This window comes from Escherichia sp. TC-EC600-tetX4, from assembly GCF_019356055.1.
Classification (GTDB): domain Bacteria; phylum Pseudomonadota; class Gammaproteobacteria; order Enterobacterales; family Enterobacteriaceae.
In genome coordinates, this window is record NZ_CP079924.1 from 3,182,339 (window position 1) to 3,203,521 (window position 21,183).

The window sequence follows — 21,183 nt, forward strand, 5'->3', positions numbered from 1 at the left end:
ATCTGGCTACGTAGCTCAGTTGGTTAGAGCACATCACTCATAATGATGGGGTCACAGGTTCGAATCCCGTCGTAGCCACCAAATTCTGAATGTATCGAATATGTTCGGCAAATTCAAAACCAATTTGTTGGGGTATCGCCAAGCGGTAAGGCACCGGATTCTGATTCCGGCATTCCGAGGTTCGAATCCTCGTACCCCAGCCAATTTATTCAAGACGCTTACCTTGTAAGTGCACCCAGTTGGGGTATCGCCAAGCGGTAAGGCACCGGATTCTAATTCCGGCATTCCGAGGTTCGAATCCTCGTACCCCAGCCACATTAAAAAAGCTCGCTTCGGCGAGCTTTTTGCTTTTCTGCGTTCATTCAATGTCGAATGCGATGTTGACACGTCTTATCCTTCAATGTCGGATGCGACGCTGCCGCGTCTTATCCGACCTACGGTTGGCACGCATCCGGCAATGTTGTAAGGCTACAACCCTAACGCATATTTCAGCGCCTGACGTTTCAACACGCCAGCACGCTCCGCCGCCATTAACCCGAGATTACGCATAAAACGCAGTGGTGGCAGATTATTGCTGAATCCGGCATAAAACAGATCCATACCGCTTTGCATAATGAAGTTATCCGCCATGCGCCGCATCTGGTAACGCTTGAGGACAGGATAACTGGCCCACGCTTCGCCGTAGCTGCGGGCGTTGACCAGAACATCAATCAGGGCATCGACATCACGATAACCAAGATTCACTCCCTGCCCCGCCAGCGGATGGATGGTATGCGCGGCATCGCCCACCAGCGCAAGCCCTGGCTGCACGTACTGCAACGCATGGCGACGCGTCAGCGGAAACGCACCAGCGGCAAGCGGTGTAACGTAACCCAGACGCGACGGGAAATGCTTCGCGATTTCCGCCTGGAGCTGTGCCATATTCATATTCTGCAACTGGCGAATACGCGCCGGAGAGTCATACCACACCAGCGATGCCCAGTTATCAAACAACGGCAGAAACGCACGCGGTCCGTCCGGAGTAAATTGCTGCCAGGTGCTGTCGCCGGGATCGTTCTCGCACTGGACGCTAATCAACATGCACGACTGCGCATACTGCCATGCATGAACGCCAATTCCCGCCATCTGCCGCACCTGCGAATTTGCGCCGTCGGCACCAATCACCAGCTTCGCGCGAATCACTTCACCGCCTTTCAGCTCCAGCTCCTGAAGATCATCATGGCGATGCAGCGCAATCAGCGAGCCTGGCACACGTAACGTTACTTTCGGATGCGCTTCCAGCGCCTGCCACAACGCCTGTTGCAGGACAGTGTTTTCCACCATATAGCCAAGCAGCGGTAGCTTAAGTTCAGCGGCGTCAAACACCACATGCGCCGTTTCCCACTCCCACGTTTCCAGTCTGCGGTAAGGATGGCAACGCATAGCCTGTACTGCATCCCAGACCCCTAACCCTTTAAGCAATGATACCGAAGCCGCGCTGATCGCCGAGATCCGCACGTCCGGTTGGCTATCAGCGACAAACGGCGCTGGTTCTGCGTGCTCGATCACCGTTACCGCAAATCCGTGCTGTGCCAGCCCCAGCGCCAGTGCGCCGCCGACCATTCCTCCGCCGACAATGGCAATTTCCGTTGGTTGATTTGTCATGGTCAATCATCCTGTTAGCAATATGCTTTAAGTTTACAGGATTTTTACCCCTAAGGGCTGATAACGCTCATACTGGTCACAACGGCAGCAAAGCATTACACTATGCGCCCTGCATTCCTGGCTACTATTTCGCAAGAGCAAGTCGATGACCAAAAAACTCCATATTAAAACCTGGGGCTGTCAGATGAACGAGTACGATTCATCGAAGATGGCCGATCTGCTGGATGCCACCCACGGCTATCAACTGACCGACGTGGCGGAAGAAGCGGATGTGCTGCTGCTGAACACCTGCTCAATCCGCGAGAAGGCTCAGGAAAAAGTCTTCCATCAGTTGGGTCGCTGGAAACTGTTAAAAGAGAAGAATCCAGACCTGATTATCGGCGTCGGTGGCTGCGTGGCATCGCAAGAAGGCGAGCACATTCGCCAGCGCGCCCACTATGTCGATATTATTTTTGGGCCGCAAACGCTGCACCGTCTGCCGGAGATGATCAACTCCGTGCGTGGCGACCGCAGCCCGGTTGTAGATATCAGCTTCCCGGAAATCGAGAAGTTTGACCGTCTACCGGAACCGCGCGCCGAAGGGCCGACCGCGTTTGTCTCCATCATGGAAGGCTGCAATAAATATTGCACCTACTGCGTGGTGCCTTACACCCGTGGTGAAGAGGTAAGCCGTCCGTCCGACGATATTCTGTTTGAGATTGCCCAGCTTGCGGCTCAGGGCGTGCGTGAAGTCAACCTGCTCGGTCAGAACGTGAACGCCTGGCGTGGTGAAAACTACGACGGCACCACCGGATCGTTTGCCGATCTGCTGCGTCTGGTTGCTGCGATCGACGGGATCGATCGTATTCGCTTTACCACCAGCCATCCGATCGAATTCACCGACGATATCATCGAAGTGTATCGCGACACGCCGGAGCTGGTGAGCTTCCTGCATCTGCCGGTACAGAGCGGTTCCGATCGCATTCTGAACCTGATGGGCCGTACCCATACGGCGCTGGAGTACAAAGCGATCATCCGTAAACTGCGTGCGGCGCGTCCAGATATTCAGATCAGTTCTGATTTCATCGTTGGCTTCCCTGGCGAAACCACCGAAGACTTCGAGAAAACGATGAAGCTGATTGCCGACGTCAATTTCGACATGAGCTACAGCTTTATCTTCTCTGCACGTCCGGGTACACCAGCCGCCGATATGGTTGATGATGTTCCGGAAGAAGAGAAGAAGCAGCGTCTGTATATTCTGCAAGAGCGCATTAATCAGCAAGCGATGGCGTGGAGCCGCCGGATGCTCGGCACCACCCAGCGTATTCTGGTAGAAGGTACATCGCGTAAGAGCATCATGGAGCTTTCCGGGCGTACGGAAAATAACCGCGTGGTCAACTTCGAAGGCACGCCGGATATGATCGGTAAATTCGTCGATGTAGAAATTACCGACGTCTACCCGAACTCTCTGCGCGGTAAAGTGGTGCGTACTGAAGATGAAATGGGTCTGCGCGTGGCAGAAACACCGGAATCAGTGATTGCCCGTACCCGCAAAGAAAACGACCTTGGCGTGGGTTATTATCAGCCGTAATTCTCAGGCCTGCCGTTCCGGTGGGCCTTGTTTTTTCTCTCTTTATCCCCATCTTTATTGCAATGCTTGCGCCTTTTTCCTGTGGCGTGAATAATTTCCTTATAGGCCGGTGAATGTTCAGCTTCCGGCGGCATACAGATAAGAGGAACGGTTTGAACATAGACACTCGCGAAATCACCCTGGAGCCAGCAGACAATGCGCGTCTGTTGAGCCTGTGCGGCCCGTTTGATGACAACATCAAGCAGCTCGAACGCCGTCTCGGCATCGAGATCAATCGCCGCGATAACCACTTTAAACTGACCGGCCGTCCGATTTGCGTCACCGCTGCGGCAGACATTCTGCGTAGCCTGTATGTCGATACTGCCCCGATGCGCGGTCAGATTCAGGATATCGAACCGGAACAGATCCACCTTGCGATTAAAGAAGCGCGGGTACTGGAGCAAAGCGCGGAGAGCGTGCCGGAGTACGGCAAAGCGGTCAATATCAAAACCAAACGCGGCGTAATTAAGCCGCGCACGCCAAACCAGGCGCAGTACATCGCCAATATTCTCGACCATGACATTACCTTCGGCGTTGGCCCGGCGGGTACGGGTAAAACCTACCTGGCAGTGGCTGCGGCAGTTGATGCCCTGGAGCGTCAGGAAATTCGCCGTATTCTGCTGACTCGTCCGGCAGTAGAAGCCGGTGAGAAACTGGGCTTCCTGCCTGGCGATTTAAGCCAGAAAGTAGACCCGTATCTGCGCCCGCTGTACGACGCGCTGTTTGAAATGCTGGGCTTTGAGAAAGTCGAGAAACTGATTGAGCGCAACGTTATTGAAGTCGCACCGCTGGCCTATATGCGTGGTCGTACGCTGAACGACGCGTTTATCATTCTCGATGAGAGCCAGAACACCACCATCGAACAGATGAAGATGTTCCTGACCCGTATCGGTTTTAACTCAAAAGCGGTTATCACCGGCGACGTCACACAGATCGACCTGCCGCGTAATACTAAATCAGGCTTACGTCACGCCATCGAAGTGCTGGCCGATGTCGAAGAGATCAGCTTTAACTTCTTCCACAGCGAAGACGTGGTTCGTCACCCTGTGGTGGCGCGTATCGTTAACGCCTATGAAGCCTGGGAAGAAGCCGAACAAAAACGAAAAGCGGCGCTGGCAGCAGAACGCAAGCGCGAAGAACAGGAACAAAAATGAGTCAGGTGATCCTCGATTTACAACTGGCATGTGAAGATAATTCCGGGTTACCGGAAGAGAGCCAGTTTCAGACATGGCTGAATGCGGTGATCCCGCAGTTTCAGGAAGAATCGGAAGTGACGATTCGCGTGGTCGATACCGCCGAAAGCCACAGTCTGAATCTGACCTATCGCGGTAAGGATAAGCCGACCAACGTGCTCTCCTTCCCGTTTGAAGTGCCGCCTGGCATGGAAATGTCGCTACTGGGCGATCTGGTTATCTGCCGTCAGGTGGTTGAGAAGGAAGCTCAGGAGCAAGGCAAACCACTGGAGGCGCACTGGGCGCATATGGTGGTGCACGGCAGTCTGCATTTGTTAGGTTACGATCACATCGAAGATGACGAAGCAGAAGAAATGGAAGCCCTCGAAACAGAGATTATGCTTGCTCTGGGCTATGAGGATCCGTACATTGCCGAGAAAGAATAATTTGCCAGGCATTTGACTGGCAGACGTCCCCGCCGTTGGTGATTAACGACGGCGTTTTGATTAACTAACATGAGAACCCATACGACGCCATGAGCGACGACAATTCACACAGTAGTGACACGATAAGCAACAAGAAGGGATTTTTCTCCCTGTTACTCAGCCAACTTTTCCACGGTGAACCGAAAAACCGTGACGAACTGCTGGCGCTGATCCGTGATTCCGGGCAGAACGACCTTATCGACGAAGATACGCGCGATATGCTCGAAGGGGTGATGGACATCGCAGACCAACGCGTTCGCGACATCATGATCCCCCGCTCCCAGATGATTACCCTGAAACGCAACCAGACGCTGGACGAATGTCTTGATGTCATCATCGAGTCCGCCCACTCACGTTTCCCGGTGATTAGCGAAGACAAAGATCACATTGAAGGGATTCTGATGGCGAAAGACTTGCTGCCGTTTATGCGCAGCGATGCTGAAGCCTTCAGCATGGACAAAGTGTTACGTCAGGCGGTTGTCGTTCCTGAAAGTAAGCGCGTAGACCGGATGCTGAAAGAGTTTCGCTCTCAGCGTTACCACATGGCGATCGTTATTGACGAATTCGGTGGGGTTTCCGGTCTGGTGACCATTGAAGACATCCTGGAACTGATTGTTGGTGAGATTGAAGACGAGTATGACGAAGAAGATGATATCGACTTCCGTCAGCTGAGTCGTCATACCTGGACCGTACGCGCACTGGCTTCCATTGAAGACTTCAACGAAGCGTTCGGCACCCACTTTAGCGATGAAGAAGTCGACACTATCGGTGGTCTGGTGATGCAGGCATTTGGGCATCTTCCGGCGCGTGGCGAAACTATCGACATCGACGGTTACCAGTTCAAAGTGGCGATGGCCGACAGTCGGCGTATTATTCAGGTTCATGTCAAAATCCCGGATGACTCACCCCAGCCGAAGCTGGATGAATAAAACCGAAACTGGATAGATAACTACATGGCTTTTGCCTCATTAATTGAACGCCAGCGCATTCGCCTGCTGCTGGCGTTATTATTCGGTGCCTGCGGAACGCTGGCCTTCTCTCCTTACGACGTCTGGCCTGCGGCGATTATTTCGCTGATGGGGCTTCAGGCGTTGACCTTTAACCGCCGTCCACTCCAGTCTGCCGCTATTGGCTTTTGCTGGGGATTTGGCCTCTTTGGCAGCGGTATTAACTGGGTCTATGTCAGCATCGCGACCTTTGGCGGAATGCCTGGCCCGGTTAACATCTTCCTGGTGGTGCTGCTGGCGGCGTATTTGTCGCTGTATACCGGACTGTTTGCTGGCGTGCTGTCGCGTCTGTGGCCGAAAACCACCTGGCTGCGCGTAGCGATTGCCGCCCCTGCCCTCTGGCAAGTGACCGAGTTTCTGCGCGGTTGGGTACTGACCGGCTTCCCGTGGTTACAGTTCGGCTATAGCCAGATTGATGGCCCGTTAAAAGGGCTGGCACCGATAATGGGCGTGGAAGCCATTAACTTCCTGCTGATGATGGTTAGTGGCCTGCTGGCACTGGCGTTGGTCAAACGCAACTGGCGTCCGCTGGTGGTGGCCGTCGTGCTGTTTGCCCTTCCCTTCCCGCTGCGTTACATCCAGTGGTTTACCCCACAACCGGAGAAAACCATTCAGGTTTCGATGGTTCAGGGCGATATTCCGCAATCGCTGAAATGGGACGAAGGCCAGCTTCTTAATACGCTGAAGATTTACTACAACGCAACGGCACCGCTGATGGGCAAATCATCGTTGATTATCTGGCCGGAGTCGGCGATAACCGATCTGGAAATTAATCAGCAACCGTTCCTCAAAGCACTGGACGGTGAGTTGCGTGATAAAGGTAGCTCGCTGGTAACCGGGATTGTCGACGCGCGTCTCAATAAGCAGAACCGCTACGATACCTACAACACCATCATCACGCTGGGTAAAGGTGCGCCGTACAGCTACGAATCAGCCGATCGCTATAACAAAAACCATCTGGTGCCGTTTGGCGAGTTTGTCCCGCTGGAGTCGATTCTGCGTCCGTTAGCACCGTTCTTTGATCTGCCGATGTCGTCGTTCAGCCGTGGGCCATATATCCAGCCGCCGCTGTCGGCAAATGGTATTGAGCTTACTGCGGCTATTTGCTACGAGATCATTCTCGGCGAGCAAGTGCGCGATAACTTCCGCCCGGATACCGACTATCTGCTGACTATCTCCAACGATGCGTGGTTTGGTAAATCTATTGGTCCATGGCAACACTTCCAGATGGCGCGAATGCGTGCGCTGGAGCTGGCGCGCCCACTGTTGCGCAGCACCAACAACGGCATTACGGCGGTGATTGGCCCGCAGGGTGAGATTCAGGCGATGATCCCGCAGTTCACCCGCGAGGTGTTAACCACTAACGTGACGCCGACCACCGGACTCACACCATACGCACGTACCGGCAACTGGCCGCTGTGGGTGCTGACGGCATTGTTTGGTTTTGCTGCTGTGTTGATGAGTCTGCGTCAGCGACGTAAATAATCCCTTCTTATCGTGCCGGAATACATCCCATATTTCGGCACGCTCACCGGATGCGGCATCAGTGCATTATCCGGATAACAATATTCTCCTATCCAACTTTGGCACATCTATTGCTTTGTTATACAAGGCAAACCCTGAAACAGCATCAGTACAACCTAGTTGCACCACAGTAATCCAGCGGTAGCACTAAAAGAGTGCATTTTAAGAATTTTGCTTCGGAATGGTGCGGCGCATCTCGCAAAAACAAACAATAAAACAGCAATATCTTTACATTTAGCCAAACTAAATGTTACCTAAGGAAGGTGCGAACAAGTCCCTGATATGAGATCATGTTTGTCATCTGGAGCCATAGAACAGGGTTCATCATGAGTCATCAACTTACCTTCGCCGACAGTGAATTCAGCAGTAAGCGCCGTCAGACCAGAAAAGAGATTTTCTTGTCCCGCATGGAGCAGATTCTGCCATGGCAAAACATGGTGGAAGTCATCGAGCCGTTTTACCCCAAGGCTGGTAATGGCCGGCGACCTTATCCGCTGGAAACCATGCTACGCATTCACTGCATGCAGCATTGGTACAACCTGAGCGATGGCGCGATGGAAGATGCTCTGTACGAAATCGCCTCCATGCGTCTGTTTGCCCGGTTATCCCTGGATAGCGCCTTGCCGGACCGCACCACCATCATGAATTTCCGCCACCTGCTGGAGCAGCATCAACTGGCCCGCCAATTGTTCAAGACCATCAATCGCTGGCTGGCCGAAGCAGGCGTCATGATGACTCAAGGCACCTTGGTCGATGCCACCATCATTGAGGCACCCAGCTCGACCAAGAACAAAGAGCAGCAACGCGATCCGGAGATGCATCAGACCAAGAAAGGCAATCAGTGGCACTTTGGCATGAAGGCCCACATTGGTGTCGATGCCAAGAGTGGCCTGACCCACAGCCTGGTCACCACCGCGGCCAACGAGCATGACCTCAATCAGCTGGGTAATCTGCTGCATGGAGAGGAGCAATTTGTCTCAGCCGATGCCGGCTACCAAGGGGCGCCACAGCGCGAGGAGCTGGCCGAGGTGGATGTGGACTGGCTGATCGCCGAGCGCCCCGGCAAGGTAAGAACCTTGAAACAGCATCCACGCAAGAACAAAACGGCCATCAACATCGAATACATGAAAGCCAGCATCCGGGCCAGGGTGGAGCACCCATTTCGCATCATCAAGCGACAGTTCGGCTTCGTGAAAGCCAGATACAAGGGGTTGCTGAAAAACGATAACCAACTGGCGATGTTATTCACGCTGGCCAACCTGTTTCGGGCGGACCAAATGATACGTCAGTGGGAGAGATCTCACTAAAAACTGGGGATAACGCCTTAAATGGCGAAGAAACGGTCTAAATAGGCTGATTCAAGGCATTTACGGGAGAAAAAATCGGCTCAAACATGAAGAAATGAAATGACTGAGTCAGCCGAGAAGAATTTCCCCGCTTATTCGCACCTTCCCTAACAGGCACAACACTGCACAATAAAGTTGCAGACGATAACAACACAAACACTCACAACGGGTATCCATGCGTTCTTAACGCAGAAGATAAAGGAGTTGGATATGCAATTACGTAAACCTGCCACAGCAATCCTCGCCCTGGCGCTTTCCGCAGGACTGGCACAGGCAGATGACGCCGCCCCGGCAGCGGGCAGTACTCTGGACAAAATCGCCAAAAACGGTGTGATTGTCGTCGGTCACCGTGAATCTTCAGTGCCTTTCTCTTATTACGACAATCAGCAAAAAGTGGTGGGTTACTCGCAGGATTACTCCAACGCCATTGTTGAAGCAGTGAAAAAGAAACTCAACAAACCGGACTTGCAGGTAAAACTGATTCCGATTACCTCACAAAACCGTATTCCACTGCTGCAAAACGGCACTTTCGATTTTGAATGTGGTTCTACCACCAACAACGTCGAACGCCAAAAACAGGCGGCTTTCTCTGACACTATTTTCGTGGTCGGTACGCGCCTGTTGACCAAAAAGGGTGGCGATATCAAAGATTTTGCCAACCTGAAAGACAAAGCCGTAGTCGTCACTTCCGGCACTACCTCTGAAGTTTTGCTCAACAAACTGAATGAAGAGCAAAAAATGAATATGCGCATCATCAGCGCCAAAGATCACGGTGACTCTTTCCGCACCCTGGAAAGCGGTCGTGCCGTTGCCTTTATGATGGATGACGCTCTGCTGGCCGGTGAACGTGCGAAAGCGAAGAAACCAGACAACTGGGAAATCGTCGGCAAGCCGCAGTCTCAGGAGGCCTACGGTTGTATGTTGCGTAAAGATGATCCGCAGTTCAAAAAGCTGATGGATGACACCATCGCTCAGGTGCAGACCTCCGGTGAAGCGGAAAAATGGTTTGATAAGTGGTTCAAAAATCCAATTCCGCCGAAAAACCTGAACATGAATTTCGAACTGTCAGACGAAATGAAAGCACTGTTCAAAGAACCGAATGACAAGGCACTGAACTAATTACAAGAACCAGGGGCGGAAATTCCAGCCCTCTCGATTGTTACGTAGCACGGACAGACTATACGCCTGATGGTCGTTCCCCATCGGGCCTGAAAACCGCAATACGCTGGGTAACAATCTTCGAGGGTAGCAGTTAACGCTGCTACCCTCTTTTTTCTGGAGTAGATTTATGTCTATAGACTGGAACTGGGGTATTTTTTTACAACAAGCCCCGTTCGGCAACACCACCTATCTTGGTTGGATCTGGAGTGGTTTTCAGGTGACGATCGCTTTGTCGATCTGCGCCTGGATTATCGCTTTCCTCGTCGGTTCATTTTTCGGCATTTTACGTACCGTTCCAAACCGTTTTCTCTCTGGTCTGGGTACGTTGTATGTCGAACTGTTCCGCAACGTGCCGTTGATTGTGCAATTCTTTACCTGGTATCTGGTGATCCCGGAGCTGCTGCCGGAGAAAATCGGCATGTGGTTTAAGGCCGAGCTGGATCCCAATATTCAGTTTTTCCTTTCATCCATGCTCTGCCTGGGGCTGTTTACCGCCGCCCGTGTTTGCGAACAGGTACGCGCCGCGATTCAGTCGCTGCCGCGAGGGCAAAAAAATGCCGCGCTGGCGATGGGCCTGACGCTACCGCAGGCTTATCGATACGTACTGCTGCCTAATGCTTATCGCGTTATCGTCCCGCCGATGACCTCAGAGATGATGAACCTGGTGAAAAACTCCGCCATCGCCTCGACTATCGGTCTGGTGGATATGGCGGCGCAGGCGGGTAAATTGCTCGATTACTCAGCCCATGCCTGGGAGTCGTTTACCGCCATTACGCTGGCGTATGTGTTGATTAACGCTTTTATCATGCTGGTGATGACGCTGGTTGAACGTAAAGTTCGCCTGCCTGGCAACATGGGGGGCAAATAATGTACGAGTTTGACTGGAGTTCCATTGTCCCTTCCCTGCCATATCTGCTCGACGGGCTGGTGATCACCCTGAAAATCACCGTCACGGCGGTAGTGATTGGTATTTTGTGGGGCACGATGCTGGCGGTGATGCGTTTATCCAGCTTTGCGCCCGTGGCGTGGTTTGCCAAAGCCTACGTTAACGTATTCCGCTCGATTCCTTTAGTTATGGTTTTGCTGTGGTTTTACCTGATCGTGCCGGGTTTTCTGCAAAACGTGCTGGGATTATCGCCAAAAAATGATATCCGTTTAATTTCGGCGATGGTGGCGTTTTCGATGTTTGAAGCGGCCTACTATTCAGAGATTATCCGTGCTGGTATTCAAAGTATTTCTCGTGGTCAATCGAGCGCCGCGCTGGCGTTGGGAATGACTCACTGGCAGTCGATGAAACTGATTATTCTGCCGCAGGCGTTCCGCGCGATGGTGCCGCTGCTGCTCACTCAGGGCATCGTACTGTTCCAGGATACCTCACTGGTGTATGTGTTATCCCTGGCCGATTTCTTCCGTACCGCCTCAACCATTGGTGAGCGTGATGGTACGCAGGTTGAGATGATCCTGTTTGCCGGATTTGTTTATTTCGTTATTAGTCTTAGCGCGTCGTTGTTGGTCAGCTACTTGAAAAGAAGGACAGCATAATGATTACCCTGAAAAATGTTTCAAAATGGTATGGTCACTTTCAGGTGCTGACCGACTGCTCAACCGAAGTGAAAAAAGGCGAAGTGGTGGTGGTTTGCGGCCCGTCTGGTTCCGGCAAATCAACGCTGATTAAAACCGTCAACGGCCTCGAACCGGTGCAGCAAGGTGAAATCACCGTCGATGGTATCGTGGTTAACGACAAGAAAACCGATCTGGCAAAGCTGCGTTCCCGCGTCGGGATGGTATTCCAGCATTTCGAGCTGTTCCCTCATCTGTCGATTATCGAAAACCTGACCCTGGCGCAGGTGAAAGTGCTTAAACGCGATAAAGCGCCGGCTCGTGAAAAAGCCCTGAAACTGCTGGAGCGTGTCGGGCTTTCTGCTCACGCCAATAAGTTTCCGGCGCAGCTTTCCGGCGGTCAGCAGCAGCGTGTGGCAATCGCTCGCGCGTTGTGTATGGATCCTATTGCGATGCTGTTTGACGAACCGACATCGGCGCTGGATCCGGAGATGATCAACGAAGTACTGGACGTGATGGTGGAACTGGCGAACGAAGGAATGACCATGATGGTGGTGACCCACGAAATGGGCTTTGCCCGTAAAGTGGCGAATCGGGTGATCTTTATGGACGAGGGTAAAATTGTCGAAGACTCGCCGAAAGACGCTTTCTTCGATGATCCGAAATCGGACCGCGCAAAAGACTTCCTCGCGAAAATCCTGCATTAATCACTCTGGCGCGCATACCCAATTGCGCGCCATCTCACGCTTTATCGTTTCGCCCCTCGTATCTGTTACATCCTGGCGTTACCCTTGTCGCAAAGAAGCACACAACAAGGAGCAACAATGGCACTGCCAATTCTGTTAGATTGCGACCCAGGTCATGACGACGCTATCGCAATAGTTCTCGCCCTCGCCTCACCAGAGCTTGATGTCAAAGCAATTACGTCTTCCGCCGGAAACCAGACACCAGAAAAAACCTTACGCAATGTTCTGCGTATGCTGACCTTGCTTAATCGCACCGATATTCCGGTAGCAGGCGGCGCGGTAAAACCGTTAATGCGTGAGTTGATTATCGCGGACAATGTGCACGGCGAAAGCGGTCTCGACGGCCCGGCATTACCGGAACCGACATTCGCACCGCAAAACTGTACGGCGGTAGAGCTGATGGCGAAAACGCTGCGTGAAAGTGCGGAACCTGTCACCATTGTGTCTACCGGACCGCAAACTAACGTTGCCTTGCTGCTCAATAGCCATCCGGAACTGCATAGCAAAATTGCCCGTATCGTGATTATGGGTGGCGCTATGGGGCTGGGTAACTGGACGCCTGCGGCTGAATTTAATATTTACGTTGACCCGGAAGCGGCAGAAATTGTCTTCCAGTCAGGGATCCCGGTGGTGATGGCCGGTCTGGATGTTACTCATAAAGCACAAATCCACGTTGAAGACACCGAGCGTTTCCGCGCGATTGGTAACCCTGTTTCAACCATTGTTGCCGAACTGCTGGATTTCTTCCTCGAATATCATAAAGACGAAAAATGGGGCTTTGTCGGCGCACCACTGCATGACCCATGCACCATCGCCTGGCTGTTGAAACCGGAGTTATTTACCTCTGTTGAGCGCTGGGTTGGCGTGGAAACACAGGGGAAATATACCCAGGGTATGACGGTTGTTGATTATTATTATCTGACAGGCAATAAACCGAATGCCACCGTAATGGTCGATGTTGATCGTCAGGGCTTTGTTGATTTACTGGCTGATCGTCTGAAATTTTACGCTTAACACACGTCATTGATTAAGATCACCACGCGTTACCTGGGTGGTCTTAATCTGTTTATCTCTTTTTCTTTCAAGATATAAATGCAATGGATAATGCAGAACTCGCCATTGGTATCGATCTCGGTACTACCAATAGTTTAATTGCCGTCTGGAAAGACGGTGCCGCGCAATTAATTCCAAATAAGTTCGGTGAATATTTAACACCATCCATAATTAGCATGGATGAAAATAATCATATTTTAGTCGGAAAACCGGCTGTATCACGGCGTACTTCGCATCCGGATAAAACGGCAGCGTTATTTAAACGTGCAATGGGCAGTAATACCAACTGGCGGTTAGGCAGCGACACATTTAACGCGCCAGAACTGTCCTCTTTGGTATTACGCTCATTAAAAGAAGATGCCGAAGAATTTCTGCAACGTCCGATTAAAGATGTGGTGATCTCCGTTCCGGCTTATTTCAGCGATGAACAACGCAAGCATACCCGTTTAGCAGCGGAGTTAGCCGGGTTAAATGCGGTACGCTTAATTAATGAACCCACAGCAGCTGCGATGGCGTATGGCCTGCATACCCAACAAAATACCCGTTCGCTGGTGTTTGATCTCGGTGGCGGCACGTTTGACGTTACGGTGCTTGAGTACGCCACGCCGGTGATTGAAGTTCACGCCTCCGCTGGCGACAACTTTCTTGGTGGCGAAGATTTTACCCATATGCTGGTCGATGAGGTTTTAAAACGCGCGGATGTCGCCAGGACCACGCTTAACGAGAGTGAACTGGCAGCCTTGTACGCCTGTGTGGAAGCGGCAAAATGTAGCAATCAATCGCCATTGCACATTCGCTGGCAGTATCAGGAAGAAACGCGGGAATGCGAATTTTACGAGAACGAACTGGAAGATTTGTGGTTGCCGCTGCTCAATCGCTTGCGAGTGCCGATTGAACAGGCGTTGCGCGATGCGCGTCTGAAGCCGAGTCAAATCGACAGTCTGGTGCTGGTTGGCGGCGCGTCACAAATGCCGCTGGTGCAGCGAATCGCCGTGCGTCTGTTTGGCAAATTACCGTATCAAAGTTACGATCCGAGCACCATTGTCGCGCTGGGCGCAGCAATCCAGGCCGCCTGCCGCTTACGCAGTGAAGATATTGAAGAGGTAATCCTCACTGATATTTGCCCTTACTCGTTGGGCGTTGAAGTTAACCGCCAGGGCGTTTCCGGCATTTTCTCGCCGATTATTGAACGAAACACCACTGTGCCCGTGTCGCGTGTAGAAACTTATTCAACCATGCACCCGGAACAGGATTCAATTACGGTTAACGTCTATCAGGGAGAAAACCACAAAGTTAAAAACAACATTCTGGTGGAATCCTTCGATGTGCCGTTGAAGAAAACCGGGGCTTATCAGTCGATTGATATTCGCTTTAGTTATGATATCAACGGGTTGCTTGAAGTTGACGTGCTTCTGGAAGACGGCAGCGTTAAGTCCAGAGTGATTAACCACAGCCCGGTAACATTGAGCGCGCAGCAGATTGAAGAGAGTCGGACGCGGTTATCCGCATTGAAAATTTATCCGCGCGATATGCTCATCAATCGCACCTTTAAAGCCAAACTGGAAGAGTTGTGGGCGCGGGCGCTGGGTGACGAGCGAGAAGAGATCGGCCGGGTGATCACCGATTTTGATGCGGCGTTGCAGTCAAACGATATGGCCCGCGTGGATGAAGTTCGGCGGCGGGCGAGCGATTATTTAGCCATTGAGATCCCATAAACACGGCTGCCGGATGCGGCGTAAACGCTGCATCCGGCATCGGCGCAAAAAACACATCGTCAGCTAAACAACATCGCGATTTTGCCGAGAGCATAACCTATCACCAGCACCGTTAAACTGATTTTGATAATGCTGGTAATGCTCTGTGGTTTTTCACCCTCATCATTTTTTTCTTCATGATTTTCAGGTGTTGGCTCATCGACATCTTCATCCTCCGGCTCGAGTTTCACTTTCGTCAAAAGCATCCGGGTGACAATGGCCTCTAATGGATGAGCATCTCCGCCTTCCAGCCTTGTATTAAGACGGGCCAGCATCTCTTGTTTCGGAAACGCTTCAAGTACTACCTGTTCCGCTACCCGATACAAATCCAGGAACGGTGAATCTTGCTCTGTCTCGCTACCGACTCTCGATTTCCACCACGCCCATGCTTTGCGCTTGAAGAATAACGACTCAATAAACGATTGACCTAACGGCGATAATTTTCCGCTATGTAAAATCTCCGCCCATAACAGCCGCGTCCGGGCGCTCTCACCAGGAACATATTTCAGCGGTTGACCTTGCGCATCTACCATGCTCCGCGCTTCGATAACCATCACTAATAACGCGAAATAATCCGGGCAATGACGCTTGCTCCACTGCAACAACAAATTATCAGCTTGTGTAGATGGGTAACTTTCCCAGTACGCGCAGAGATCGGCAAGCAGGCTTTCCCCCTCGCCGCAGTACAAACGTTGTGCACACAAGTAATACCGGGCATCTTCGCTTTCTGGTTCTTCCGTTTGCCACTGTTGAGCGACAGGAATGAGTTCCGCCATACCTGTTTGCACCGAGCTGTACCAGCGCAACAGTTTGCGATGTAACTTTGCATCATCAGGAATTAACCACGGACCTTCCATCGCCAAAAACGCAGTGACATAGTCAGGATGGTAACGGCAGCAACGTTCCAGCGCGAAGTAATACTCAACAGTCTGGTTCTGCAACGCAATGGGATATTCCAGAAGGCTAAGGAAATCGAAACAATCACCAGCCTGAATGGCCTCAAGAAAAGCCTCCCTTTCTTCCTCATCCATTCCTTCGCTGTCATTAAATGAATGCCAGTTCAAACGCTCTGCCAGCAAAGAAGCACAATTTAATGAAAGATATCGCGCTTCTATGGCGATTGCACACAGCGGCCAGCGTAATTGATCGACATCCTCCATGTTCCAGGTATTTAATTGCTGAATAAATTTCTGCCAGGCGGAAGGCTGAAAACGATCACTTTCTGAATCCAGTAATGTCCTGAATGCACGTAGTATTTCATGTTCAGCGGCAGCATCTTTTTCTTCATCATCTGCTTCCTCGACAGGATTTACCGCCAGTCGCAGGGCCTCTTCATAGGCCTGGCGTAATGCTTTAAACCCTTGCGGATCGGTTTCGGGATGACACAACGGTAAGCGAGCAAGATAAGCCTGGCGGATAATGTCTATTTGCGTCGTGCTTTCAATTTCGAGGATTTGCCAACATGTTTTCATAGGTCGCTCACATCCTTAAGCGTTACCGGGCATTCAGACTGGACAGTTAATGGCTGCCAGGGAAGCGTGGCATAGAAACGATCGCTTCCCGCTGCCAGCTCTTCGAACATACGACTCCCGGCGCTATCGTATTTGTACAGGGTTAGCGCCTCGCGTAGCGAAGTGTTGTCTTCGCACTGAGAAGATTGCCAGTAGAGACGTCCTAACGAATAGGCGGAAAAATAGTGCATCCAGCTGTGATAGTAATGGTGAGCTCGTACATAGACGCGCGATTGCAGCCATAAACTCTCTTCTTCCGTCAGCCACTTGTTGAGCACACCGACCCGTGACAGAAACCCCATTCGAACATAATCCCAGGCTTTGATTCCCCCTTCCCCACAGCACATAGCGGTTTGGGCAACGAATTGGGTATAAATCAACCCTCTCTCCGAGCCACCAGCAATTAATGCTTTCCACTCTTCAGGGGAAGAGCGATGCCATGTCAGATATAAGCCAGCTAAATCATTGGCATGACCATCATCAGTCATCTGATAAATAGTCTGAATTAAATCATCACGATTATTTATTCCCCAGGATGATGAGAGCTCGAATTCTTTTATCCCAGTATACATTTTTGGCGAGTCATGCGCGGGTTTGCAACCCTGATTAAGTATTTCCATGGGCGCAGAAAGCGCAAAAAGAAGATATTGTTCTTCCTTATTCATTTGTTAATAATCCCTTAAGTGCATTAACTGACTACTTTTTTATTATTGATGAGTATAAACTTGACGCTTTCAAAATAAAAAGAAAATCGAAGCATTCACACATGAATAAAAAATTAATGTATATATTCGCAATTTTTATAGTTGCAGCAATTACCTGTATTAGCCAACCCAAGAAAACGACGTTGCGTGATAAAGCCATGGTGAATTATGCCTTTGATTATTTAAGCTCACCGGGCAGTCTTCCATTCACCACGGCAGCCACGGAGCTTTCCGCGATTCATGGTCACTCAACGTCGCAATATCGCCTTGGAGAATTTTATCTTCATGGTAGCGACGGTAAACCACTGGATTATACACAGGCGAGATACTGGTATGAGCAATCAGCGGAACAGGAAAATCCACGCGCGCAAAGTAAACTGGGGTGGATCTACCTCAAAGGTCTGGGGGTCAAACCCGACACCCGTAAAGCAATTCTCTGGTATAAGGAAGCAGCTGAACAAGGGTATGCTCATGCTCAATATACTTTAGGTTTGATCTACAGAAATGGCTCAGGTATTAATGTTAACCATTATGAATCTCAAAAATGGTTAAAACTGACCGCCAAACAACATTACAAAAATGCGGAAAGATTACTTGCCGGGCTTCCCGCACATTAACGTCGACTGTCACCCGAACAGATGGAGTATTTTCCCTATCAAACCAGCAAAGATAAAAATATAGAAAATAATTTTAATGATGCCCAGACAGCCTGGCCCACCATCGTCAACGGGCATTGGCTGCGGTTGCGGCTCCGGTTCAACAGTTTGCTTCTCGGTAAAATTCGCCGCCTGAATTAATAATCGACGAATAATTAATGCTTCCAGTGGACAACGATTTTCTGCATCAAGGCGGCTCACAATCGGCATTAATGATTCTTCTGTAGGTTGGCAGGCCTGCACTAATTGTTTGGCAACTAGATATAATGGCCATAAGGTATGTTCTGTATCACGCGTGAGTGAGATCCGCGGCTTACGTCCTTTGTGCAAAACCATCTCGACCAGTGAACGCCCCAGCGCAGAGAGTTTTTCATCGCTGAGTATTTCGTATAAATGAAAACGCGTACGGGCGCTGTCGCCGGGGACATAAAGTAGCGGTTTTCCCTGATCGTTAACCAGATCACGCGCTTCAATCATCATCACCAGTAATGGGTAATAATCGACCCGATGCTGACGGCACCATTGCAACATTAAAGCATCCGCCTGGGTGGAGGGATACTCGCGCCAGTAGTCACAAAGTTCTGCCAACAGGCTTTCGCCTTCTCCACAATAGACGCGTTGCGCGTATTCATAATAAGGCGCATCTTCATTATCAGGTTCAGTTTCCCGCCATGACTGGGCGTAATCCAGAAGTTCGGGGATATCCAGGCGACCTGCGCTATACCAGCGGAGTAAATTTCTGTGCAGTTTTGCATCATCGGGGATAATCACTGCGCGATGTTGCGCTAAATACAATGTCAGCCATTGTGGATGCGATGACCAAATCCGAGCGAACATTTGGTAAAAATCGATGGTGTCATTTTGCACGGCAACGGGCAGATGCAGAATGGTCTGGAAGTTAAAAACATTCCCCTTCGCAATGGCATATAAAAAGGATTCCAGTTCTTCTTCGTCTATTTCCCCGGTATTTTCCTCCTGTAACCGCCGCAATCTTTCTGCTAATAACACCACGCACTCGAAGGATAAATGGGCAGTGTTCATGGCGATTGTGCACAGCGACCAGCGTAATTCATCAATCTCCTCCATCGAGCAATAATTTAATTGCTGAATGAATCGCTGCCAGGCGGAGGGCAGAAAACGTTCACTATCAGAGGCAAGTAACGCACGAAAGGCGAGCAGAATTTCATGTTCTGCTACCTCATATTCTTCTGGTTGCCAAACAGATTTAGCAGGCGACTGCGCAATCCGTAGCGCCTCCTCATACGCCTGACGAAGTTGTTTAAAACCCTGCGGATCGGTTTCTGGATGAAAGGACGGTAACAGCGCCAGATAAGCGCGGCGGATAATATCGACGTCAGTCGTTTCCTCTATATCGAGGATCTTCCAGCAATTTTTCATAGGTCGCTCATATCCTTAAGCGTTTCCGGGCATGCAGAATAGTAAGCCAATGGTTGCCAGGACAAGGTAGGGTAATACGCATCATCACTGGCAAATAATTGATAAAACATATCATTGCCGGAATCGTCGTATTCTTTACGCGCTAAGAATTCGCGTAATAAAGGCAGATGATCATCTTCGGGAGACTGCCAATATTGCCGACCAAAGGTATAACCGGCAAAGTATTGCCGCCAGTTACTATAATAACGTAGAGCCCGTAGATGAATGCGCGACTGGATCCATAGACTTTCTTCTTCGCTCAACCAGTTATTAAGTACGCCCATTCGGCTTAAAAAACCCATCCGGACATAATCCCAGGCTTTGATTCCCCCTTCGCCACAGCATTCGGCGGTGCTGGCGACAAATTGCGCATAAGCCTGACCTTGCTCATTTAGTTCAGCAAGATAGTCACGCCATTCACATGGCGAATAACGAAACCAGCGGTGATAAAACCCTGCCAACCGAGCGGCATGACCGTTATCGATCATTCGGTGAATTGTGCGCAGCAGGTCATCACGGTCATCAATTCCCCATGAGGAAGAAAGGTCAAAAAAGCATGTACCTAAATACATTTTGGGTGATGAATGCGAAGGTAAACAGCATTCATTGCGTATTTCCATCGGAGTGGAAAGTGCAAACAATATTTTTTGCGACTCCATGTCCATATAATTTATCCTTAAATATTCATTAAATGAATATTAGCCGCATTGCGAGGCTCGTTTATTTATACTTTTCTGACGCGACATAATACGCATAAAATAAGGCTTACGCAAAAATGGAACACATAAAAATATAATATGTTTTATCTGCAACCATAAGGAAATGATAATGATTTTCACGTCAAGTTGCTGCGATAATTTATCAATAGATGAGATTATCGAACGTGCTGAAAAAGGCGATTGCGAGGCTCAATATATTGTTGGGTTTTATTATAATCGCGATAGCGCAATTGATTCTCCGGACGACGAAAAAGCCTTTTACTGGCTGAAGCTGGCCGCTGAGCAAGGTCATTGTGAAGCACAGTATTCCTTAGGGCAAAAGTATACCGAGGATAAAAGCCGTCATAAAGATAATGAGCAAGCCATCTTCTGGCTGAAAAAAGCTGCCCTACAAGGCCATACTTTCGCTTCCAACGCCCTTGGCTGGACACTGGATCGTGGAGAAGCCCCCAATTATAAAGAAGCGGTTGTCTGGTATCAGATAGCCGCGGAGAGCGGAATGTCTTATGCGCAAAATAATCTTGGGTGGATGTACAGAAATGGCAACGGAGTCGCAAAAGACTATGCGCTGGCATTTTTCTGGTACAAACAAGCTGCATTACAAGGCCATAGTGACGCGCAAAACAATCTGGCCGATCTTTATGAAGACGGAAAAGGCGTTGCTCAAAACAAGACACTCGCCGCATTCTGGTATTTGAAAAGCGCACAGCAGGGTAATCGGCACGCCCAGTTTCAAATTGCATGGGATTATAACGCTGGCGAAGGGGTGGACCAGGACTATAAGCAAGCGATGTACTGGTATCTGAAGGCTGCCGCTCAGGGGAGCGTCGGCGCTTACGTCAACATCGGTTATATGTATAAACACGGACAAGGCGTTGAGAAAGATTATCAGGCTGCCTTTGAATGGTTTACGAAAGCCGCTGAATGCAATGACGCCACTGCCTGGTATAACCTGGCCATTATGTATCACTACGGAGAAGGAAGACCTGTCGATCTCCGACAGGCTCTCGACCTGTATCGTAAAGTTCAGTCATCCGGAACCAGAGATGTCAGTCAGGAAATTCGTGAGACTGAAGATTTACTGTAGAGATAAAA

The 21,183-nt window shown here is 50.4% G+C and carries 19 protein-coding genes and 2 tRNA genes; 16 read left to right on the forward strand and 5 right to left on the reverse strand.

Annotation, left to right across the window (positions count from 1 at the left end; genetic code table 11):
• Nucleotides 1-4 precede the first annotated feature (4 nt).
• Both KXD89_RS15480 and KXD89_RS15485 read left to right on the forward strand, forming a co-directional pair.
• A tRNA-Met gene (locus tag KXD89_RS15480) sits at nucleotides 5-81 on the forward strand.
• Between the two features lie 47 nt (nucleotides 82-128).
• Nucleotides 129-203: transfer RNA gene (locus KXD89_RS15485), tRNA-Gln, on the forward strand.
• A 265-nt stretch (nucleotides 204-468) separates the two neighbouring features.
• Here KXD89_RS15485 and ubiF read toward each other — a convergent pair.
• Nucleotides 469-1,644: a 3-demethoxyubiquinol 3-hydroxylase gene (gene ubiF / locus KXD89_RS15490; RefSeq protein ID WP_000184541.1), complete on the reverse strand. Its 1,176-nt coding sequence runs from the start codon at nucleotides 1,642-1,644 to the stop codon at nucleotides 469-471.
• A 145-nt stretch (nucleotides 1,645-1,789) separates the two neighbouring features.
• On the opposite strand from ubiF, the gene miaB reads away from it, so the two are divergent.
• From miaB to hscC, 12 genes are all read left to right on the forward strand, one after another.
• A complete protein-coding gene (miaB, locus tag KXD89_RS15495; protein WP_000162740.1) occupies nucleotides 1,790-3,214 on the forward strand; it encodes a tRNA (N6-isopentenyl adenosine(37)-C2)-methylthiotransferase MiaB in 1,425 nt (474 codons plus the stop codon).
• A 152-nt stretch (nucleotides 3,215-3,366) separates the two neighbouring features.
• The gene (locus KXD89_RS15500; RefSeq protein WP_001018040.1) at nucleotides 3,367-4,407 is read left to right on the forward strand and encodes a PhoH family protein; all 1,041 of its coding nucleotides are present in this window, start codon (nucleotides 3,367-3,369) and stop codon (nucleotides 4,405-4,407) included.
• The gene (ybeY, locus tag KXD89_RS15505; RefSeq protein ID WP_000084469.1) at nucleotides 4,404-4,871 is read left to right on the forward strand and encodes an rRNA maturation RNase YbeY; all 468 of its coding nucleotides are present in this window, start codon (nucleotides 4,404-4,406) and stop codon (nucleotides 4,869-4,871) included. The genes KXD89_RS15500 and ybeY overlap by 4 nt, the downstream gene beginning before the upstream one ends.
• Nucleotides 4,872-4,960: 89 nt before the next feature.
• Nucleotides 4,961-5,839: a CNNM family magnesium/cobalt transport protein CorC gene (corC, locus tag KXD89_RS15510; protein WP_001278605.1), complete on the forward strand. Its 879-nt coding sequence runs from the start codon at nucleotides 4,961-4,963 to the stop codon at nucleotides 5,837-5,839.
• Between the two features lie 24 nt (nucleotides 5,840-5,863).
• On the forward strand, nucleotides 5,864-7,402 hold the full coding sequence (gene lnt / locus KXD89_RS15515) for an apolipoprotein N-acyltransferase (RefSeq protein ID WP_000853021.1): 1,539 nt from the start codon (nucleotides 5,864-5,866) through the stop codon (nucleotides 7,400-7,402).
• 365 nt (nucleotides 7,403-7,767) lie between these two features.
• Nucleotides 7,768-8,748, forward strand: a complete 981-nt coding sequence (locus KXD89_RS15520) for an IS5-like element IS5 family transposase (protein ID WP_000019403.1) — start codon at nucleotides 7,768-7,770, stop codon at nucleotides 8,746-8,748.
• 249 nt (nucleotides 8,749-8,997) lie between these two features.
• The gene (gltI, locus tag KXD89_RS15525; RefSeq protein ID WP_001177086.1) at nucleotides 8,998-9,906 is read left to right on the forward strand and encodes a glutamate/aspartate ABC transporter substrate-binding protein GltI; all 909 of its coding nucleotides are present in this window, start codon (nucleotides 8,998-9,000) and stop codon (nucleotides 9,904-9,906) included.
• A 169-nt stretch (nucleotides 9,907-10,075) separates the two neighbouring features.
• Nucleotides 10,076-10,816 (forward strand): glutamate/aspartate ABC transporter permease GltJ, encoded by a 741-nt coding sequence (gene gltJ, locus KXD89_RS15530; protein ID WP_000020941.1) that lies wholly within the window; start codon nucleotides 10,076-10,078, stop codon nucleotides 10,814-10,816.
• Nucleotides 10,816-11,490, forward strand: a complete 675-nt coding sequence (gene gltK, locus KXD89_RS15535; protein ID WP_000272824.1) for a glutamate/aspartate ABC transporter permease GltK — start codon at nucleotides 10,816-10,818, stop codon at nucleotides 11,488-11,490. The genes gltJ and gltK overlap by 1 nt, the downstream gene beginning before the upstream one ends.
• On the forward strand, nucleotides 11,490-12,215 hold the full coding sequence (gltL, locus tag KXD89_RS15540) for a glutamate/aspartate ABC transporter ATP-binding protein GltL (RefSeq protein ID WP_000631384.1): 726 nt from the start codon (nucleotides 11,490-11,492) through the stop codon (nucleotides 12,213-12,215). Before gltK ends, gltL begins: the two co-directional genes overlap by 1 nt.
• A 117-nt stretch (nucleotides 12,216-12,332) precedes the next feature.
• Nucleotides 12,333-13,268 carry a pyrimidine-specific ribonucleoside hydrolase RihA gene (gene rihA / locus KXD89_RS15545; protein ID WP_001207520.1) on the forward strand — a complete coding sequence of 312 codons (936 nt, stop codon included), beginning with the start codon at nucleotides 12,333-12,335 and terminating at the stop codon, nucleotides 13,266-13,268.
• Between the two features lie 83 nt (nucleotides 13,269-13,351).
• Complete coding sequence (hscC, locus tag KXD89_RS15550) at nucleotides 13,352-15,022, forward strand: molecular chaperone HscC (RefSeq protein WP_000367875.1); 1,671 nt, start codon at nucleotides 13,352-13,354, stop codon at nucleotides 15,020-15,022.
• 59 nt (nucleotides 15,023-15,081) lie between these two features.
• On the opposite strand, the gene djlC is transcribed toward hscC, so the two are convergent.
• Together djlC and KXD89_RS15560 are read right to left on the reverse strand one after the other, a co-directional pair.
• Nucleotides 15,082-16,533, reverse strand: coding sequence for a co-chaperone DjlC (gene djlC, locus KXD89_RS15555; protein WP_001300403.1), 1,452 nt, complete (start codon nucleotides 16,531-16,533; stop codon nucleotides 15,082-15,084).
• Nucleotides 16,530-17,237, reverse strand: coding sequence for a DUF1266 domain-containing protein (locus KXD89_RS15560; protein WP_001030934.1), 708 nt, complete (start codon nucleotides 17,235-17,237; stop codon nucleotides 16,530-16,532). The genes djlC and KXD89_RS15560 overlap by 4 nt, the downstream gene beginning before the upstream one ends.
• 101 nt (nucleotides 17,238-17,338) lie before the next feature.
• Between KXD89_RS15560 and KXD89_RS15565 the strand changes: the two genes are divergently transcribed.
• Entirely contained in the window at nucleotides 17,339-17,893 is a 555-nt protein-coding gene (locus KXD89_RS15565; RefSeq protein WP_001035674.1) for a tetratricopeptide repeat protein, read from the forward strand.
• Nucleotides 17,894-17,902: 9 nt separating this feature from the next.
• Here KXD89_RS15565 and KXD89_RS15570 read toward each other — a convergent pair whose 3' ends face one another.
• Nucleotides 17,903-19,330 (reverse strand): J domain-containing protein, encoded by a 1,428-nt coding sequence (locus KXD89_RS15570; RefSeq protein ID WP_001698092.1) that lies wholly within the window; start codon nucleotides 19,328-19,330, stop codon nucleotides 17,903-17,905.
• On the reverse strand, nucleotides 19,327-20,034 hold the full coding sequence (locus tag KXD89_RS15575; protein WP_000367023.1) for a DUF1266 domain-containing protein: 708 nt from the start codon (nucleotides 20,032-20,034) through the stop codon (nucleotides 19,327-19,329). The genes KXD89_RS15570 and KXD89_RS15575 overlap by 4 nt, the downstream gene beginning before the upstream one ends.
• A 163-nt stretch (nucleotides 20,035-20,197) precedes the next feature.
• Between KXD89_RS15575 and ybeQ the strand changes: the two genes are divergently transcribed.
• Entirely contained in the window at nucleotides 20,198-21,175 is a 978-nt protein-coding gene (gene ybeQ / locus KXD89_RS15580) for a Sel1 family TPR-like repeat protein YbeQ (RefSeq protein ID WP_000578178.1), read from the forward strand.
• The last annotated feature ends 8 nt before the right edge of the window (nucleotides 21,176-21,183 follow it).

Bases quoted from the DNA above. Each gene is read 5' to 3' on its own strand.
- ubiF (WP_000184541.1), bottom strand. From the start codon at position 1,644: ATGACAAATCAACCAACGGAAATTGCCATTGTCGGCGGAGGAATGGTC.
- miaB (WP_000162740.1), top strand. From the start codon at position 1,790: ATGACCAAAAAACTCCATATTAAAACCTGGGGCTGTCAGATGAACGAG.
- ybeY (WP_000084469.1), top strand. From the start codon at position 4,404: ATGAGTCAGGTGATCCTCGATTTACAACTGGCATGTGAAGATAATTCC.
- corC (WP_001278605.1), top strand. From the start codon at position 4,961: ATGAGCGACGACAATTCACACAGTAGTGACACGATAAGCAACAAGAAG.
- lnt (WP_000853021.1), top strand. From the start codon at position 5,864: ATGGCTTTTGCCTCATTAATTGAACGCCAGCGCATTCGCCTGCTGCTG.
- KXD89_RS15520 (WP_000019403.1), top strand. From the start codon at position 7,768: ATGAGTCATCAACTTACCTTCGCCGACAGTGAATTCAGCAGTAAGCGC.
- gltI (WP_001177086.1), top strand. From the start codon at position 8,998: ATGCAATTACGTAAACCTGCCACAGCAATCCTCGCCCTGGCGCTTTCC.
- gltJ (WP_000020941.1), top strand. From the start codon at position 10,076: ATGTCTATAGACTGGAACTGGGGTATTTTTTTACAACAAGCCCCGTTC.
- gltK (WP_000272824.1), top strand. From the start codon at position 10,816: ATGTACGAGTTTGACTGGAGTTCCATTGTCCCTTCCCTGCCATATCTG.
- gltL (WP_000631384.1), top strand. From the start codon at position 11,490: ATGATTACCCTGAAAAATGTTTCAAAATGGTATGGTCACTTTCAGGTG.
- rihA (WP_001207520.1), top strand. From the start codon at position 12,333: ATGGCACTGCCAATTCTGTTAGATTGCGACCCAGGTCATGACGACGCT.
- hscC (WP_000367875.1), top strand. From the start codon at position 13,352: ATGGATAATGCAGAACTCGCCATTGGTATCGATCTCGGTACTACCAAT.
- djlC (WP_001300403.1), bottom strand. From the start codon at position 16,533: ATGAAAACATGTTGGCAAATCCTCGAAATTGAAAGCACGACGCAAATA.
- KXD89_RS15560 (WP_001030934.1), bottom strand. From the start codon at position 17,237: ATGAATAAGGAAGAACAATATCTTCTTTTTGCGCTTTCTGCGCCCATG.
- KXD89_RS15565 (WP_001035674.1), top strand. From the start codon at position 17,339: ATGAATAAAAAATTAATGTATATATTCGCAATTTTTATAGTTGCAGCA.
- KXD89_RS15570 (WP_001698092.1), bottom strand. From the start codon at position 19,330: ATGAAAAATTGCTGGAAGATCCTCGATATAGAGGAAACGACTGACGTC.
- KXD89_RS15575 (WP_000367023.1), bottom strand. From the start codon at position 20,034: ATGGACATGGAGTCGCAAAAAATATTGTTTGCACTTTCCACTCCGATG.
- ybeQ (WP_000578178.1), top strand. From the start codon at position 20,198: ATGATTTTCACGTCAAGTTGCTGCGATAATTTATCAATAGATGAGATT.